The organism is Microbacterium tenebrionis, from assembly GCF_020682665.1.
Taxonomy (GTDB): domain Bacteria; phylum Actinomycetota; class Actinomycetes; order Actinomycetales; family Microbacteriaceae; genus Microbacterium; species Microbacterium tenebrionis.
In genome coordinates this window covers 183142-197766 of sequence record NZ_JAGTTM010000002.1, presented here as the reverse complement: position 1 = coordinate 197766, position 14625 = coordinate 183142, and the positions used below count along the sequence as shown (strand labels likewise).

14 protein-coding genes and 2 tRNA genes are annotated in these 14625 nt (G+C 67.0%); 6 read left to right on the top strand and 10 right to left on the bottom strand.

Features of this window, described 5'->3' with window-relative positions:
• The first annotated feature begins 2 nt into the window (after positions 1 to 2).
• Positions 3 to 1508, top strand: a complete 1506-nt coding sequence (gltX, locus tag KEC56_RS06255) for a glutamate--tRNA ligase (protein WP_227530269.1) — start codon at positions 3 to 5, stop codon at positions 1506 to 1508.
• Positions 1509 to 1602: 94 nt separating this feature from the next.
• Positions 1603 to 1674, top strand: a tRNA-Gln gene (locus tag KEC56_RS06250).
• A gap of 210 nt (positions 1675 to 1884) precedes the next feature.
• On the opposite strand, the gene KEC56_RS06245 is transcribed toward KEC56_RS06250, so the two are convergent.
• Both KEC56_RS06245 and KEC56_RS06240 read right to left on the bottom strand, forming a co-directional pair.
• Positions 1885 to 2742, bottom strand: a complete 858-nt coding sequence (locus tag KEC56_RS06245) for a 3-hydroxyacyl-CoA dehydrogenase (RefSeq protein ID WP_175986550.1) — start codon at positions 2740 to 2742, stop codon at positions 1885 to 1887.
• On the bottom strand, positions 2739 to 3188 hold the full coding sequence (locus KEC56_RS06240) for a MarR family winged helix-turn-helix transcriptional regulator (protein WP_175986548.1): 450 nt from the start codon (positions 3186 to 3188) through the stop codon (positions 2739 to 2741). The genes KEC56_RS06245 and KEC56_RS06240 overlap by 4 nt, the downstream gene beginning before the upstream one ends.
• A gap of 96 nt (positions 3189 to 3284) precedes the next feature.
• On the opposite strand from KEC56_RS06240, the gene KEC56_RS06235 reads away from it, so the two are divergent.
• Complete coding sequence (locus KEC56_RS06235) at positions 3285 to 4268, top strand: DNA topoisomerase IB (RefSeq protein ID WP_227530268.1); 984 nt, start codon at positions 3285 to 3287, stop codon at positions 4266 to 4268.
• Between the two features lie 3 nt (positions 4269 to 4271).
• Here KEC56_RS06235 and KEC56_RS06230 read toward each other — a convergent pair whose 3' ends face one another.
• Together KEC56_RS06230 and KEC56_RS06225 are read right to left on the bottom strand one after the other, a co-directional pair.
• Complete coding sequence (locus KEC56_RS06230; protein ID WP_227530267.1) at positions 4272 to 5273, bottom strand: M23 family metallopeptidase; 1002 nt, start codon at positions 5271 to 5273, stop codon at positions 4272 to 4274.
• 260 nt (positions 5274 to 5533) lie between these two features.
• Positions 5534 to 5737 (bottom strand): cold-shock protein, encoded by a 204-nt coding sequence (locus KEC56_RS06225; protein WP_175986543.1) that lies wholly within the window; start codon positions 5735 to 5737, stop codon positions 5534 to 5536.
• Positions 5738 to 5955: 218 nt separating this feature from the next.
• Here KEC56_RS06225 and pepN point away from each other — a divergent pair, with 218 nt between their 5' ends.
• Positions 5956 to 8439 (top strand): aminopeptidase N, encoded by a 2484-nt coding sequence (gene pepN, locus KEC56_RS06220; RefSeq protein WP_227530266.1) that lies wholly within the window; start codon positions 5956 to 5958, stop codon positions 8437 to 8439.
• Here pepN and KEC56_RS06215 read toward each other — a convergent pair.
• Both KEC56_RS06215 and KEC56_RS06210 read right to left on the bottom strand, forming a co-directional pair.
• On the bottom strand, positions 8427 to 8954 hold the full coding sequence (locus tag KEC56_RS06215; protein WP_308013003.1) for a GNAT family N-acetyltransferase: 528 nt from the start codon (positions 8952 to 8954) through the stop codon (positions 8427 to 8429). The genes pepN and KEC56_RS06215 overlap by 13 nt on opposite strands.
• A complete protein-coding gene (locus tag KEC56_RS06210) occupies positions 8951 to 9589 on the bottom strand; it encodes an MBL fold metallo-hydrolase (RefSeq protein ID WP_227530265.1) in 639 nt (212 codons plus the stop codon). Before KEC56_RS06210 ends, KEC56_RS06215 begins: the two co-directional genes overlap by 4 nt.
• A gap of 155 nt (positions 9590 to 9744) precedes the next feature.
• Here KEC56_RS06210 and KEC56_RS06205 point away from each other — a divergent pair.
• Positions 9745 to 9817: transfer RNA gene (locus tag KEC56_RS06205), tRNA-Glu, on the top strand.
• Between the two features lie 55 nt (positions 9818 to 9872).
• Here KEC56_RS06205 and KEC56_RS06200 read toward each other — a convergent pair.
• From KEC56_RS06200 to KEC56_RS06185, 4 genes are all read right to left on the bottom strand, one after another.
• Positions 9873 to 10451 (bottom strand): MFS transporter, encoded by a 579-nt coding sequence (locus KEC56_RS06200; protein WP_227530264.1) that lies wholly within the window; start codon positions 10449 to 10451, stop codon positions 9873 to 9875.
• A gap of 60 nt (positions 10452 to 10511) precedes the next feature.
• Positions 10512 to 11621, bottom strand: coding sequence for a DUF4349 domain-containing protein (locus KEC56_RS06195; protein WP_227530263.1), 1110 nt, complete (start codon positions 11619 to 11621; stop codon positions 10512 to 10514).
• Positions 11618 to 12175, bottom strand: a complete 558-nt coding sequence (locus KEC56_RS06190; protein ID WP_227530262.1) for an RNA polymerase sigma factor — start codon at positions 12173 to 12175, stop codon at positions 11618 to 11620. The genes KEC56_RS06195 and KEC56_RS06190 overlap by 4 nt, the downstream gene beginning before the upstream one ends.
• Positions 12176 to 12290: 115 nt before the next feature.
• On the bottom strand, positions 12291 to 13280 hold the full coding sequence (locus KEC56_RS06185) for a TerC family protein (RefSeq protein ID WP_227530261.1): 990 nt from the start codon (positions 13278 to 13280) through the stop codon (positions 12291 to 12293).
• 340 nt (positions 13281 to 13620) lie between these two features.
• Between KEC56_RS06185 and KEC56_RS06180 the strand changes: the two genes are divergently transcribed.
• Positions 13621 to 14610 carry a TerC/Alx family metal homeostasis membrane protein gene (locus tag KEC56_RS06180; RefSeq protein ID WP_227530260.1) on the top strand — a complete coding sequence of 330 codons (990 nt, stop codon included), beginning with the start codon at positions 13621 to 13623 and terminating at the stop codon, positions 14608 to 14610.
• Positions 14611 to 14625: the final 15 nt, after the last annotated feature.

Here is a 14625-nt window from a genome sequence, read left to right as displayed (position 1 = left end):
CTATGGCTACCCCGCATCCCCTCACCACGACCGCATCCGGTTCCGACGTCCGTGTCCGCTTCTGCCCGTCCCCGACGGGGCTTCCGCACGTCGGCCTGATCCGCACCGCCCTGTTCAACTGGGCGTACGCGCGTCACAACGGCGGCAAGCTCGTGTTCCGCATCGAGGACACGGATGCCGCTCGCGACAGCGAGGAGAGCTTCCAGCAGCTGCTGGAAGCGCTGCGCTGGATGGAGATCGACTGGGACGAGGGCGTCGAGGTCGGCGGGCCGCACGCCCCGTACCGGCAGTCGCAGCGCCACGACATCTATCGCGAGGTCATCGACAAGCTGCTCGCCGCAGGGGCCATCTACGAGAGCTTCTCGAACGCGGAGGAGATCGACGCGCGCAATGAGGCGAACGGGCGCGCCAAGCAGCTCGGCTACGACAACTACGACCGCGATCTCACCGACGAGCAGAAGGAGGCGTTCCGCGCTGAGGGGCGCCAGCCGGCGCTGCGCCTGCGCGTTCCCGACGAGGACCTCACCTACGTCGACCTCATCCGTGGCGAGGTGACCTTCCCCGCCGGTTCCTTCCCGGACTTCGTCGTGGTGCGGCCCAACGGCATCCCGCTGTACACCTTCGTCAACCCCGTCGACGACGCGCTCATGGGCATCACCCACGTTCTGCGCGGCGAGGACCTCATGCCGTCCACGGCCCGTCAGCTGGCGCTCTACGCGGCACTGATCGACGCCGGGGTCACGACGTTCGTGCCGCGCTTCGCCCACATGCCGCTCGTGCTCGGCGAAACCGGCAACAAGAAGCTCTCCAAGCGCGATCCGCAGGCCGACCTGTTCCTGCACCGCGAGCGCGGCTTCATCCACGAGGGGCTGCTGAACTATCTCGCGCTTCTCGGCTGGTCGATCGGCTCTGATCGCGATGTGTTCTCGCTGGAGGAGTTCATCTCCGCGTTCGACATCGCCGATGTGAACCCGAACCCGGCCCGCTTCGATCAGAAGAAGGCCGAGTCGATCAACGGCGACCACATCCGGATGCTGGGGGAGAAGGACTTCGCCGAGCGCACGATCCCGTACCTCGCTGCGGCCGGCCTGTTCGACGAGCCCAGCCACGAGCAGCTCGTCCTGGCGTTCCGCGCGGCACCGCTCGTCCAGGAGCGGGTGCAGCTGCTGGGCGACGTGCCCGGCATGCTGGGCTTCCTGTTCGTGGACGAGGTCTCCTACGAGGCCGATGCGCTCAAGGGGCTGCCGGCCAACGCGGCCGAGGTGCTGGACGCCTGTGTGGCGGCCGTGGAGCCTGTCGACGAGTTCACGCCGGAGAAGATCCAGGATGCCCTCTCGAGCGCTCTCGTCGAGAAGCTCGAGCTCAAGCCGCGTGTCGCCTACGGCCCGCCGCGGGTCGCGATCACCGGCCGCCGTGTGTCGCCGCCGCTGTTCGAGTCGATGGAGCTGCTCGGCAAGGACGAGTCGCTGCGGCGGTTGCGCGCCCTCGCGGATCACCTGCGCGGCTGACCGGCACGACGCGCCCGAGCCGTCCCTGGCGTTTTGGCGGCCTCGCTGAAGTCGGGTAGAGTAGTACCTCGGTGCGAAGCTCCGGTTTCGCCCTTGGGGTATGGTGTAATTGGCAACACGGCTGATTCTGGTTCAGTTGTTCTTGGTTCGAGTCCAGGTACCCCAGCAAGACAGATAGCCCCGGGATTCCGCTTCAAACGGATCACCGGGGCTCTTGCGTTGGTGGGCGCGGATCGAACGATGTCCTCCGAAAACCTCCGGCGGCTGAGAGGGAGGCGCGCCGGTTGCTGCGAGGTGAGACGTCGGTCGATCGACGAAGCCCGGATCACTGAGGAAGGTCAGTGATCCGGGCATCGTCGTCAGTGCCGAGAGAGGATCAACTCTCCTTCGGGTATGTGTAGAACCCCTCGCCGGTGGCGACGCCGAGCTTGCCCTTGTCGATGTACTGCTCCTTCAGCAGCTTGGCGAACGCCTGCTGCTTCTCGCCGCCGACGCTCGAGATGTTGTAGGCGGTCGTGAGCCCGACGATGTCATAGATCTGGAACGGGCCGGCCGGCGCCCCCGTCCCGATACGCCAGGTGGCGTCGATCGCCTCGGGCTCGGCGATCCCGTCGACGAGGAGTTCGGCTGCGGCGTCGAGGAACGGCACGAGGAGGGAGTTCAGCAGGTAGCCGGACTTCTCCTTCTTGATGTCGATCGGAACCATGCCGATCTGCTCGGCGAAGGCGATGACGGCGGCGCGGACCTCCGGGGACGTCGCCGGCGTGCCCATCACCTCGGCCGTGTTGTGCGACCAGATCTCGTTCGCGAAGTGCAGAGCGAGGAAACGGTCCGGGCGTCCGGTCGAGTCGACGAGGTCGCTGGGCAGCAGGGTCGACGAGTTCGTCGCGAAGACGGTGGATTCCGGTGCCGCCTCGGCGAGCTTCCGATAGATGCCCTGCTTGAGCTCGAGGTTCTCCGGGACGGCTTCGATCACGAGATCCGCCGTCGAGGCCGCGTCCGCGAGGTCTGCGGTGAGTCGGATGCGTCCGACCGCGGCATCTGCCGCGCCGTCGGCAGCACCAGCCACGCCCTCGGCCACGTACCGCTTGGCCAGCCCGGCGAATCGTTCCGCGGCGCGCTCAAGAGCTGCGTCATCGATGTCGTATGCCACGACATCGAAGCCGTGGAACGCGGTCTGGAACGCGATCTGCGACCCGAGTACGCCCGTGCCGAGAACCGTGATGTTCTTCATGATCTCTCCTTCTTCGTCGCCCTTGTGAGGCTTTCCTTATTGAAACGCTCGAGATCGCGTGCGAAACGCGCGATCTCCGCATCGGACCATCCGGTCAGATGCTCGTCGATGACGCGCTGGAGCACTTTCAGCGTCTCGCGGTAGGCGTGCTCTCCGGCTTCGGTAAGCTCCAGGGGGCGACCGCGCCCGCCGGAGTCCGACCTTTCTCGCACCAGGCCGAGTCTCATGAGCCCTGCGAGCTGCCGTGACACCGTGGAACGGTTGAGGCGGAAGTCCTGTGCGATGTCCGTGGAGCGGACGCCTGGCCGTTCGGCGATGTACCCGACGATCGACTGGTCGGTGATCGACAGCGGTGTGCCGCCGCTACGGGCATCGGCCACTCCGCGCCGCGAGATCGTGACGAGTGAGCGAAGGATGTTGCTTCGATCGAGCTCCACGTCGTCCATCTCGCACCTCCTGCTGTATTGCCTAATGCAACGCTACGCTCTGCTGTTGCATTCCGCAACGGCAGGAATCCGGGCGGGAGCGTAAGCTTCGGCACTATGACCCGACGGCCCCGCCTCCCGATAACGCGCACCCATCGCGCGGGCGGCTTCGTCTACCGCGACGGACGGAAGACGATCAGCGCGAAGCGCGAGCTCGCGAGGATCGAGAAGCTTGCGATACCTCCGGCGTGGACGGACGTGGAGATCTCGCGGTCTTCGACCTCCAAGGTGCTCGCCAGAGGAATCGATGCCGCCGGCCGCACGCAGACGCTCTACGGGCCGGCCTTCCGCCGCAAGCAGGAGAGGGAGAAGTTCGCGCGGATCCTGCGCTTCGCCCAGCGTCTGCCGCGGCTGCGTAAACAGGTGGAGAAGGACCTGCGGCGCCGTCACCTTGGTGAGGACAAGGTCGTCGCCTGCGTGGTCAAGCTGATCGACCAGGAGTTCTTTCGCGTCGGCAACCCCGAGTACGCGAGAAAGAACGGGCACTACGGCGTCACGACGCTCAGACGCAAGCACATCGATGTCACCTCCCGCAGGGTCACGTTCGACTACGTGGGCAAGAGCGGCAAACGTCAGGTGAAGACCGTTCGCGATCCGCAGCTCGTCCGCCTGCTCGCCCAGCTCGAGCGGATGCCGGGGCACGAGATCTTCCGATTCTTCGACGAGGACGGCATCATCCGTGATGTCGATAGCAAGCGGGTGAACGCCTATGTCAAGCGCCACATGGGCGAGGAGTTCTCTGCGAAGGACTTCCGCACGTGGGGCGGTACGCTGCTGGCCACCTCTGCGCTCCTCGCGGTGGAGAGCGACGATGAGACCGCGGAAGCGACGATCATCCGCAATGTCGTTGCCGATGTCGCCGATCGGCTGGGCAATACCCCTGCGGTCACCAAGGACGCCTACATCGATCCCCGCGTGTTCGGCGCCTTCGAAGACGGAGTCACGATCCCCGAGGTGCGGGCGGCCATGTCGCGGATGCGCCCGCGCAAGCATCTCACGGTCGAGGAGCAGTGCGTGCTGCAGGTTCTCCGAAAGCGCTGAGCTCTACTTCACGTTGGCCGACAGCCACGGCATCGGGTCGATCGGCGTGCTGTCGACGTGCACCTCGAAGTGCAGGCATGAGCCGAACACGTAGCCGGTCGAACCGACATCGGCGAGGTAATCGCCGGCCTTGACGCAGTCTCCCACCTCGACGGCGCGGCTGCCGTTGACCATGTGCGAGTAGACGGTGCTCACTGAACGGCCGTCGAGGACGCTCTCGATCTGGATCGTCACGCCGTAGCCCTGGTAGCTCTCGGTCGAGCGCGACACGCAGCCGTCCATCGCGGCGCGGATCGGTGTCCCCACCGGGGCGGCGAAGTCCTGTCCGAGGTGCGAACGGCCCGGGCGCGAGGCGCCGAAACTGTCAGTGAACGAGTATGTGCCCGCGGCCATCGGCATGACGACCTCGTCGGCGATCGGGATGTCTACGGCGCTGGCGAGCGGCATGCCGGCGGAGATCGCGGCGGCGACCGCCTTGGAACGGGTCTCCTCGATCTCCTGAGGGGTCGTCGCGGAGAAGTTGCCGCGCGGCGCGATTTCGGCACGGATCTCGTCGGTCGAGCTGTACGACTGCGTTTCGACGGATGCGGCCGTCGTGACGCTCACGCCCTCGGCCGCGGAAACAGGATCCGCTCCAGGGTTGAGGGCGGGGAGGGCGACGCCGGTGATCATCGCGCCGACGGCCAGCGTCGCGCCCAGGGCCTTCGCCTTCGCCCACGGGCGGCGATGCCCGGCGGCGCGGCGGACGGCCCGTGGCGCGGCCGGGGGAGCGGGTGGCGTGCGGGGCGCCGTGCGAGGTGCGGTACGTCGTGCCGTGCGGGATGCGGTGGGGGACGGCTTCGCGGACGCGGCACCGTCCTGCGGGGCTGCGGGCTGCGCCTCCTGCCATGCGGCGATGGGCGCCGCCTCCTGCGGCGCGGAGACGGGCTGCGCCTGCGCCTCGGTTGCGGGCTGGGTCTGAGCCGCAACGGGCGCTTCCTCGCGGGGTGCGTCAGGGGTGGACAACCTACGGAGGTCGCGGCGCAATCGCGGTCGATGCGTGACGGGGGCGGGTTCCGAGGCGGATTCGGGCGCGCGCTCGGGCAGTGCAGAACTCGTGAGGGGATCCTTCCGGCGGAGCAGGTGTGCTCGTCGTCGATCCCTTCGGGTGGGACCGTTACCGTTCTGTAATGTACGTGTTGCCGGGGCGGTGAGTCAAGTCGGCGGGCACGCAGAGAGGCCCGGTCCCGCGGTCTCGCGAAGCCGGGCCTCTCGGAAAGCTCTTGTCAGAGCGGGCGAATGTTCGTCGCCTGGGGGCCCTTGGGGCCCTGCTCCGTGTCGAACTCGACCTTCTGCGCTTCCTCGAGGTTGCGGTAGCCGGACGACTGGATCGCGCTGAAGTGCGCGAAGACGTCGGCGGAGCCGTCATCGGGAGCGATGAAGCCGTAGCCCTTGTCGGAGTTGAACCATTTGACAGTGCCAGTGGCCATGCTGTGTTTCCTTCGGTGTTCGGTGGGCCGATCATCGACCCGTCAGCCGCGCGTTGAACCGGTGCGGCAGTGTCAGAATCTCCCGGAAAGCGGCGATGAAGCGGCGTGACAGGCCCGAGAGGGTAGGTAGATGAGGGCGGACGAACAGCTTCAGCCTAACCGATGGTCCCTCGATCGTCAGCCCCCGATTCGGAGGACCGTCATGAAACGATGGAACGATGAGCTCAGCGAACCTGACCAGGGAAGAGACTGCCGCCCGTTCGGCCGGCATCACCGTCCGCGACATCCGCGTCGAACTCGACATCCGGCAGGCTCCGGACCCGCAGGTCGGCGGCTTCGGCAGTACGACGACGCTCCGGTTCGATGCGACCACGGATGCGACCTGGATCGACTTCATCGGCGAGGTCCGCGCTGTCACAGTCAACGGAGACGACCGCCCCGTCGTGTATGACGGCGCTCGTATCGCCATCAGCGGCCTGCAGGCATCCAACACCGTCGTCATCGACGGCATCGGCCTCTATTCGCGATCTGGCGAAGGGCTGCATCGCTTCGTCGACCCCGTCGACGGTGAGACCTACCTCTACACGCAGTATGAGCCGGCCGACTCCCGTCGGGTGATGGCCTGCTTCGAGCAGCCCGACATGAAGGCCTCCTACACGTTCGTCGTCCACGCTCCGGCCGGCTGGCATGTGCTCTCGAACCAGAGCTCGATCCGCGTCGCCGAGCAGGGCGAAGCGCAGACCGTCGAGTTCGCTCCCACCCTGCCTCTATCCAGCTACATCACTGCGGTCGCGGCGGGCCCCTATCATCGCGTCGACGCCGAATGGACCCGCGGCGATCAGATGGTCGCTCTCGGGGTGCTGTGCCGCCCCTCGCTAGCGGAGTTCCTCGAGGCCGACGAGATCATTCAGGTGACCCGACAGGGACTGGATTTCTTCACCGATGCGTTCGCCTTCCCGTACCCGTGGGGCAAGTACGACCAGATCTTCGTCCCCGAGTACAACCTCGGCGCGATGGAGAATCCGGGCCTTGTGACCTTCACCGAGGCGTACCTCTCCCGCGGCGCCGCCACCGACGCGCAGCGCGGCTCCCGGGCGAATACGATCCTGCACGAGATGGCGCACATGTGGTTCGGCGACCTCGTCACGATGCGCTGGTGGGACGACCTGTGGCTCAAGGAGTCCTTCGCCGACTACATGGGCTCGCACGCGTCGTTCGCGGCGACGCGGTTCACGGATGCGTGGGAGCGCTTCGCCGCCAACCGCAAGGCGTGGGCGTACCAGCAGGATCAGCTACCGACGACGCATCCGATCGTCGCGGACATCACCGACCTCGAGGCCGCCAAGCTCAACTTCGACGGCATCACCTACGCCAAAGGCGCATCCGTGCTCAAGCAGCTCGTCGCCTTCGTGGGGGAGGAGCGCTTCTTCGAGGGCGCGCGCCGGTACTTCGCCGCGCACGCGTTCGGGAACACGACGCTCGACGACCTGCTCGTCCAGCTCGAGGACGTCTCGGGTCGTGACGTGCGCGCCTGGTCCCGCGCCTGGCTGGAGACGAGCGGCATGTCGACTCTGTGGATCGAGGATGCCGGCGACGAGCGCGTGCTCGTGCAGAGCGATCCCCGCCCGCACCGGTTGCGCGTTGGCCTCTACGACCTCGACGGAGGCGCGCTGGTGCGGCGCGAGAGCGTCGAGGTCGACATCGCCGACGAGCGCACACCCATCCGCGTCCAGGACGCCGATCTCGTGCTCATCAACGACGACGACCTCACCTACGCCAAGGCTCGTCTGGACGCCCGCTCCGTGGACGCCGTGGAGCAGGGACTGTCCACCCTCGATCCGCTTCCCCGTGCACTGGCCTGGTCGGCGCTGTGGAACGCTGCACGCGACGGCGAGCTGCCGATCAAGCGATACCTGGCGATCGTCGCAGCACATGCAGCGGCCGAGGAGAACATGGGGCTGCTGGCCGGGGTGATCGCGAATGCCGCGTACTCGATCGGCCACTACCTGCCCGAGCCGGAGCGCTCCGCGCAGCGCGCCGGCTGGCTCGAGACGACGTGGGCGGCGTTGAACGGCGCGGCCCCGGGGAGCGATGCGCAGCTCTCGTGGGCGCGGGCGTTCGCCGCGGCCTCCGCGTTCGACAGCTCCCGAGCGGGGGAGGCGCGGGGGGTCCTCGACGGGCGGGGCCCAGAGGGGCTGCGCATCGACCCCGATCTGCGCTGGACTCTGCTGACGGCGCTCGCGACGACCGGACAGGCGAGCGCCGCCGACATCGACGCCGAGCTCGAGCGGGATGCGACCGCCAGCGGGCGCACCGCCGCGGTCCGGGCACGCGCGGCGGCACCGAGCAGGTCGGCGCGAGCCGCGGCGTGGGATGCCGCCTGGGACGACGAATCGCTCACCAACGACCATCTGAGCACAACGATCGACGGCGTCCGCGCCGGTGGGCGGCGCGACCTCATCGAGGACCGGGACGCCGACTACTTCGCGCGCATCCTCGGGGCCTGGAGCACGCGCAGCATCGAGCTCGCCCGTCGCCTCGTCGTCGGCCTGTTCCCGGCATCCGACGATCTGACCATGGTCGACGCCTGGCTCGCCGAGAACACGGATGCTCCGGGCGCCCTGCGCCGCCTGGTGATCGAGCAGCGGGACCACCTGGCGCGCGAGCTCCGCGTCCGCGCGCTGCAGGCTCAGCTCGCCTGAGCCTCGACGGTCAGGCCCATGACCGTGCGCACGATCCACGGGTGCGCACGGTCATCGGCGATACGGGTCATCCCGAGATGCTCGGCCACGCGCCGCGATGCGTCGTTGCGCGGATGAATGATCGCGGTGAGCAGTCCCGGTGCGAACTCACGGCGGAACAGGTCGACGCACGCCGACGCCGCCTCCGTCGCGTATCCGCGTCCCTGCCGATCGGCTCGCACGTGGTAGCCGACCTCTCGGACGGCGATGCCGTTGTACGACTGCCAGGTGATGCCGCAGTCGCCGATGAACTCGCCGTCGTGGGTCTCGATGATCCAGAGGCCGTGTCCGTCACTCGTGTAGCGCTCCTGCATGCGCTCGATCCATTCGCGGCTCTCCGAGCGCGACTTCGGGGCAGGGTAAAAGCTCATCACGCCCGGGTCGCCGAGGAGATCCGCCAGATGATCGAGATCCGTGAGCGTCATCTCGCGGAAGCGCAGCCGCTCGGTCCGCTCCGGCAGCAGGCGGCGATTCACAGATCCAGGGCGTCGCCGGGATCGAGCTCGAAGAACTCCCCGCCGTTCTGCTCCGTCGCCCAGCGGAGGCGCTGGCGGTGCATCGTGCGCCCGATCACCGACAGGGTCATGTCGTGGACGCCGAACGCCCGCCGCGGCTTCACCGCGAGAACGAAGTCCATCGCCTCGCCGATCTTCAACCATGGAGCGCCGGCCGGGGCTGCGAGGGCATCGACCTCGACGCCCTCGGGCACGGCGTACGAGTCGCCGGGGTAGTAGAGCTCGTCGTCGACGAGGACGCCGACGTTCTGGACGAGCGGGATCGAGGAGTGGATGACGGCGTGCTCACCGCCGAAGAACCGCAGCGTGAAGCGCCCTGCCGTGACGGTGTCGCTGGGGGCGACCACCGTGATCTCGTAGTCGGGTGCCGCCGTGGCGACGCCCGCCGGAGCGAAGATCGGCGTGCCGGGAACGGCGCGCAGGATCCGGTCGAGGTGCTCCGGCGTCCAATGGTCGGGATGCTCATGCGTGATCACGACGGCGACCACGCCGGAGAGATCGTCCAGAGGAGTCGTGAACGAGCCGGGGTCGATGATGAGGCTGTCGCCGGACTCGTCGATGCGGAGGGCGGCATGTTCGTACTTCGTTACGCGCATACGCTGAGTCAACTCCTCTCCGGCGCCGTCGGCAAACGCTGCGCATAGCGGGACGCGCCCGGGATCCGCGCGGCATCGGCGCCGATTTGGCGGAGCGGAAAACCTCATGGCATACTTGAACGGTTGTCGCGGGACGGAAACGCTCCGCAAGACCTGGCCCCATCGTATAGCGGCCTAGTACGCCGCCCTCTCACGGCGGTAACGCGGGTTCGAATCCCGCTGGGGTCACAACACAGAAAACCCCCGGTTCAGCCGGGGGTTTTCGCGTATCCGGAGTGGCCCGTCACTCGGTCCGCAGCGCCATCGTGCGGAACCGCGGATTGCTCAGCGGGACGACCATCATCCCCAGGCCGAACACGAGGTAGGCGATCCAGGTAGCGGTCGCCGCTGCCAGTGCGCCGAACGCGGCCATCGCCAGCGGCATGAGCACGTCATCTCCGAGGCGTGTGATCGCGGTCATCCGTCCCAGGTACGCGGTGTCGATCGTCGCGACGAAGGTCGCGCTGAGCAGCACCGAGGCGAAACCGGCGGTCAGGCTGATGAGGAGGCTTCCCACCCCGGGCAGCCACAGCGGACCGACGCCGATGAGGATGATCCCGGCTCCCCGCACGACGAGGGCCCAGAAGCCGCCCAGCGCCTCGCGTCGGGGTATCCACCTGGAAACGCTCACGGCGCCGAGTGCGGATCCGAGCCCGATCAGCCCCTCGAAGACGCCGACGGCCTGTGCGCGCCAGCCCTCGCCGTGCGCGCGCAGTGCGATGCCGATCCCGGTTGCGGGCCCCACGGCGAGGTTCAGCCCGGACAGGGCGATGACGAGGGCGCAGATGGTGGCTGATGCTGCCGACCTGCTGCTCGAGGGCACGGGACAGCGTGCTAGGCGGACGGCAGGGTTCTCACAAGAGTCCTTGTATACCGCGGAAGATCAAGGAACCTTGGGGTTCGATCGCCGATTGCGTCGGCGGATGATCCACCAGACCACGAGGGCGACGACGCCGGCGACGGCGAGCCACGGGAGCAGGAAACCGACCGCGATCACCAGCGCGTTCAGCGAGACGATCAGCCCGTTCCAGCCGGCGAGCAGTCCGTCGCCGAACCCGGCCGGCTGAGCGGGCTCGACCGTGGCGGTCCTCGTCAGCTGCACCTGCAGCGACGACATGGCCACCTGATCCTCGAGTGCGGCGAGCTGCTGCGTGTACGACTCCAGCTCCGCCTGGCGATCGGTGAGCGCCACTTCGGCATCGATGAGCTCGGAGACCGAACCGGACTGCGACATGAGCTCCGTCAGGCGGTCGACCGACGCCTGAGTCGCCTTGACACGAGCGCGCAGATCGATGGCCGTCGAGGTGACGTCCTGCTTCGCCATGGATGACGACAGCACCGTGCCCGCGTCGGCCAGGGAGGCGATCACCTCGGTGAGATCCTCGGCGGGCACCCGGATGCTGACCCACCCGTACTCGCCCTCCGGTGCAGGCATGATCACATCATCCGACGTGCTCCCATCCGCCGACAGGCCGGAAGCCGAGAGGTTCGTGGCCTCGACGTAGCCGCCGTGTTCGTCCGCGAGGTCTGCGATCTCATCCGCTGCAGCCTCTATGTCCTTCACACGTACCGTCGCCTGGGCGCTGGCGATGATCTCCCGCCCGCTCTCCTCGGCGCTGGAGGCGGCATCCATCGAGGCGCCCTCCGGCACCGCCATGCCGGCGCTGTCGCCCGCCGATGTGTCGGCCGCCCCTCCGGCCGAGCCGTCGGAGACGAACGACGTGACATCGCCGGAACCCCCCGCCGTGGTGTTCGTGACGTTCAGAAGGGGCGGGGTGATCATGACGCCGACGACGAAGGCCGCGGCGATGCCGACAGCGGTCAGCCATCCGCGGCGTCGTGTGCGACGCCTCGCCGGCACGGCGGCAGCGGGGACCGCCGGCGACCGGTCGGCGGCGATCTCGGACAGCACGGCCTTCTCGATCCTGTCGATGCTCGCCCTGGGCAGCTCGGGCAGCTCGGCCGCGGCATCTGCGGGAATCCGATCGTTCATGCGTCTCTCACTTCCTCGACGGCGCCCCGAAGCTGGGAGCGCACCCGTGAGAGACGGTTCCGAACAGCGCCTGCCGTGACACCGAGCTCATCCGCCGCGGCCTGATAGGCGTAGCCCTCCGAGGCGCACAGGCGGAAGATCTCCCGATCGATCTCGCTGAGCGTGCCGATCTCGTCGGCGATGCGCTCTGCAAGTGCGGCGGTGATCACCTGATCCTCCACATCCACGGTGTCGGCGATGCTCTCGTCGGGAGCGTCTGCCGTGTGCGCCTGCTCGTGCCGGCGCCGGCGCACCCGATTGGCGGCCTGGAAACGGCAGATCGTCGCCAGCCACGGCAGCAACGACTCGCCGCTGAGCTCCAGGCCGGGCAGCTTCCGCCACGCTGTGACGAACGTCTCCTGGGTCACGTCCTCCGCATCCGCGGGGGAGCGCAGGATGCCGTGCGCGATCCAATACACCGGACGCACGTGCTCGCGGTACAGCGTGCGGAAGGCGCTCTCGTCGCCCGCCGCGGCTCGTGCCGCGAGATCCTGATCCTCAGAACGCTCCGACATCCGGTTCCCTTCGGTGTCTCTCACAGGAGAGTGTCGCGCGATGCCTCATCGTCTCAGAAAACCTCGCGGCGGAAGGGGCACCCGCGCAGAGCGATGTTCCCGAGCAGCCCGTCCGTCAGCGGACGGCGTCCACGGAGCGACGAGCGTCCGCGCGGGTCTTCAGCAGGCTGGCGGCGGTGGCGACGGCGATCGTCAGCCCGATGAACAGCAGCGAGAACCAGATGGGGATCTCGGGTGCCCAGAGCATCGGCTGGCCGCCGTTGATGAAGGGGACCTCGTTGACGTGCATCGCGTGGAACACCAGCTTGACGCCGATGAAGGCGAGGATGACTGCGAGTCCTTGAGCCAGGTAGACCAGGCGCTCGAGAAGGCCACCGATGAGGAAGTAGAGCTGGCGCAGCCCCATGAGCGCGAACGCATTGGCCGTGAAGACGATGTACGCCTCCTCGGTCAGGCCGTAGATGGCGGGTATCGAGTCGAACGCGAAGACGAGGTCGATGAACCCGATCGCGACGATGGTCAGCAGCATGGGGGTGACCCAGCGCTTGCCGTCCTTCTTCACCGTGAGCCTGTCGTCGTGGTACTCATCGGTCACCGGCAGAATGCGCTTGACCAGTCGTACGAACCTGTTGTCGGTCGGGTCGCTCTCACCATGACTGAACGCCTGACGATACGCGAGAACCAGCAGCAGGGCCCCGAAGAGGTAGAACACCCAGGCCCCGCTCTCGATCAGGGCCGCGCCGAGCGCGATGAAGGCACCGCGCATGATGAGGGCGATCACGATGCCGATCATCAGCACCTTCTGCTGGTACATCTTCGGCACCGCGAAACCGGTCATCACGATCAGGAAGACGAAGAGGTTGTCGATCGACAGCGCCTTCTCGGTGAGATACCCCGCGAAGTACTCGCCGCCGTACGTCCAGCCCGAGACCATGCCGATGCCGACACCGAACAGCAGCGCGAGGCTGATGTAGAAGACCGACCAGCGGGCCGACTCCGCGATCGTGGGCTCATGCGGCTTGCGCACGTGAGCGAAGAACTCGTAGACGAAGAAGGCGATCGTGACGAGGATCGTGATGCCCCAGACGAGGGGGGTGATGTTCAATAGAAGCTCCAAACCAGGCGTGACGGAATCACTGCCAAGGTCTTCTCCATTCCCGATCGGGAACCGGTGACCCGGGATGCGACCTGCATCCGTAATGACGAGCCGACCGTGTCGGAGTACTCCCCTTGCCAGCACGAGCATACACGACGACGCTCGGCGTCCGCTGCGCGCAGAAGAGCATGATTCCTCCGCTAGCATCTACGGAGCGAGAGGGAGTATCCCGGATCTCCGTGTTCGTCATCACGAGCAACGATGGTGTTGCTCCGGACGCGGGCCGCATATCGTGCGGGGGAGAGACTTTCGGACCGTCATCGACCCTCTCGAAAGGTGCCCCGCGCCCGTGAACATCCCCGTCTGGTTCGAGATCACGTCTCTCGTGGTCCTGACTGTCGTCCTCGTGGCCGACCTGCTTCTGATCCTGAAGCGGCCGCACATCCCGTCGACCAAGGAGTCCACGCTCTGGGTGGTCTTCTACGTGACGCTGGCGCTGATCTTCGCCGGAGTGCTGTTCTTCGTCGGCGACGCGAAGACGTCGCTGGACTTCCTCACCGGATGGGCGATGGAGTACAGCCTCTCGATCGACAACCTCTTCGTGTTCGTGCTGATCATGGCGCAGTTCTCGGTGCCGCGCAGGTACCAGCAGGAGGCGCTGATGGTGGGCATCATCATCGCGCTCGTCCTGCGCGCGATCTTCATCCTGATCGTCGGCGCCGCCGTTGAGCATCTGAGCCCGATCTTCTATCTGTTCGGCGCGTTCCTCGTCTTCACCGCGATCAGGCAGGCGATGCCCGAGAAGCATGAGGACGATGAGCAGACCGAGGGCTTCATCGTCCGGATGCTGCGCCGCGGCATCGACATCAGCGACGAGTACGACGGCTCGAAGATCCGCACCGTGGTGAACGGCAAGAAGATCTGGACGCCGATGCTCATCGTGTTCGTCGCGCTCGGCGTCACGGACCTCATGTTCGCCGTCGATTCGATCCCCGCGATCTTCGGCGTCACCCAGGATCCGTTCATCGTCTTCACGGCGAACCTCTTCGCGCTGATGGGCCTGCGGCAGCTGTACTTCCTGCTGGGGGATCTGCTCGAGAAGCTGAAGTACCTGCACTACGGCGTGGCCTTCATCCTCGGCTTCATCGGCGTCAAGCTGATCCTGCACGCCATGCATGAGAACGAGCTGCCGTTCATCAACGGCGGACACCCGATCGCATGGGCGCCGGACATCAACAACTGGGTGTCTCTCGGGGTGATCTTCGCATCGATGGCGGTTGCGACGATCGCAAGCCTGGTCTCCTCGTCGCGTGAGAAGCGCGCTGCTCTCAACCAGTGAGCGGACGGACCACCC

What these genes read in the sequence shown, in the direction of transcription:
- KEC56_RS06245 (WP_175986550.1), bottom strand. Translation starts at nt 2,742, where the DNA reads ATGAAGAACATCACGGTTCTCGGCACGGGCGTACTCGGGTCGCAGATC.
- KEC56_RS06225 (WP_175986543.1), bottom strand. Translation starts at nt 5,737, where the DNA reads ATGGCCACTGGCACTGTCAAATGGTTCAACTCCGACAAGGGCTACGGC.
- gltX (WP_227530269.1), top strand. Translation starts at nt 3, where the DNA reads ATGGCTACCCCGCATCCCCTCACCACGACCGCATCCGGTTCCGACGTC.
- KEC56_RS06190 (WP_227530262.1), bottom strand. Translation starts at nt 12,175, where the DNA reads ATGTCGGAGCGTTCTGAGGATCAGGATCTCGCGGCACGAGCCGCGGCG.
- KEC56_RS06240 (WP_175986548.1), bottom strand. Translation starts at nt 3,188, where the DNA reads ATGGACGACGTGGAGCTCGATCGAAGCAACATCCTTCGCTCACTCGTC.
- KEC56_RS06195 (WP_227530263.1), bottom strand. Translation starts at nt 11,621, where the DNA reads ATGAACGATCGGATTCCCGCAGATGCCGCGGCCGAGCTGCCCGAGCTG.
- KEC56_RS06235 (WP_227530268.1), top strand. Translation starts at nt 3,285, where the DNA reads ATGACCCGACGGCCCCGCCTCCCGATAACGCGCACCCATCGCGCGGGC.
- KEC56_RS06210 (WP_227530265.1), bottom strand. Translation starts at nt 9,589, where the DNA reads ATGCGCGTAACGAAGTACGAACATGCCGCCCTCCGCATCGACGAGTCC.
- pepN (WP_227530266.1), top strand. Translation starts at nt 5,956, where the DNA reads ATGAGCTCAGCGAACCTGACCAGGGAAGAGACTGCCGCCCGTTCGGCC.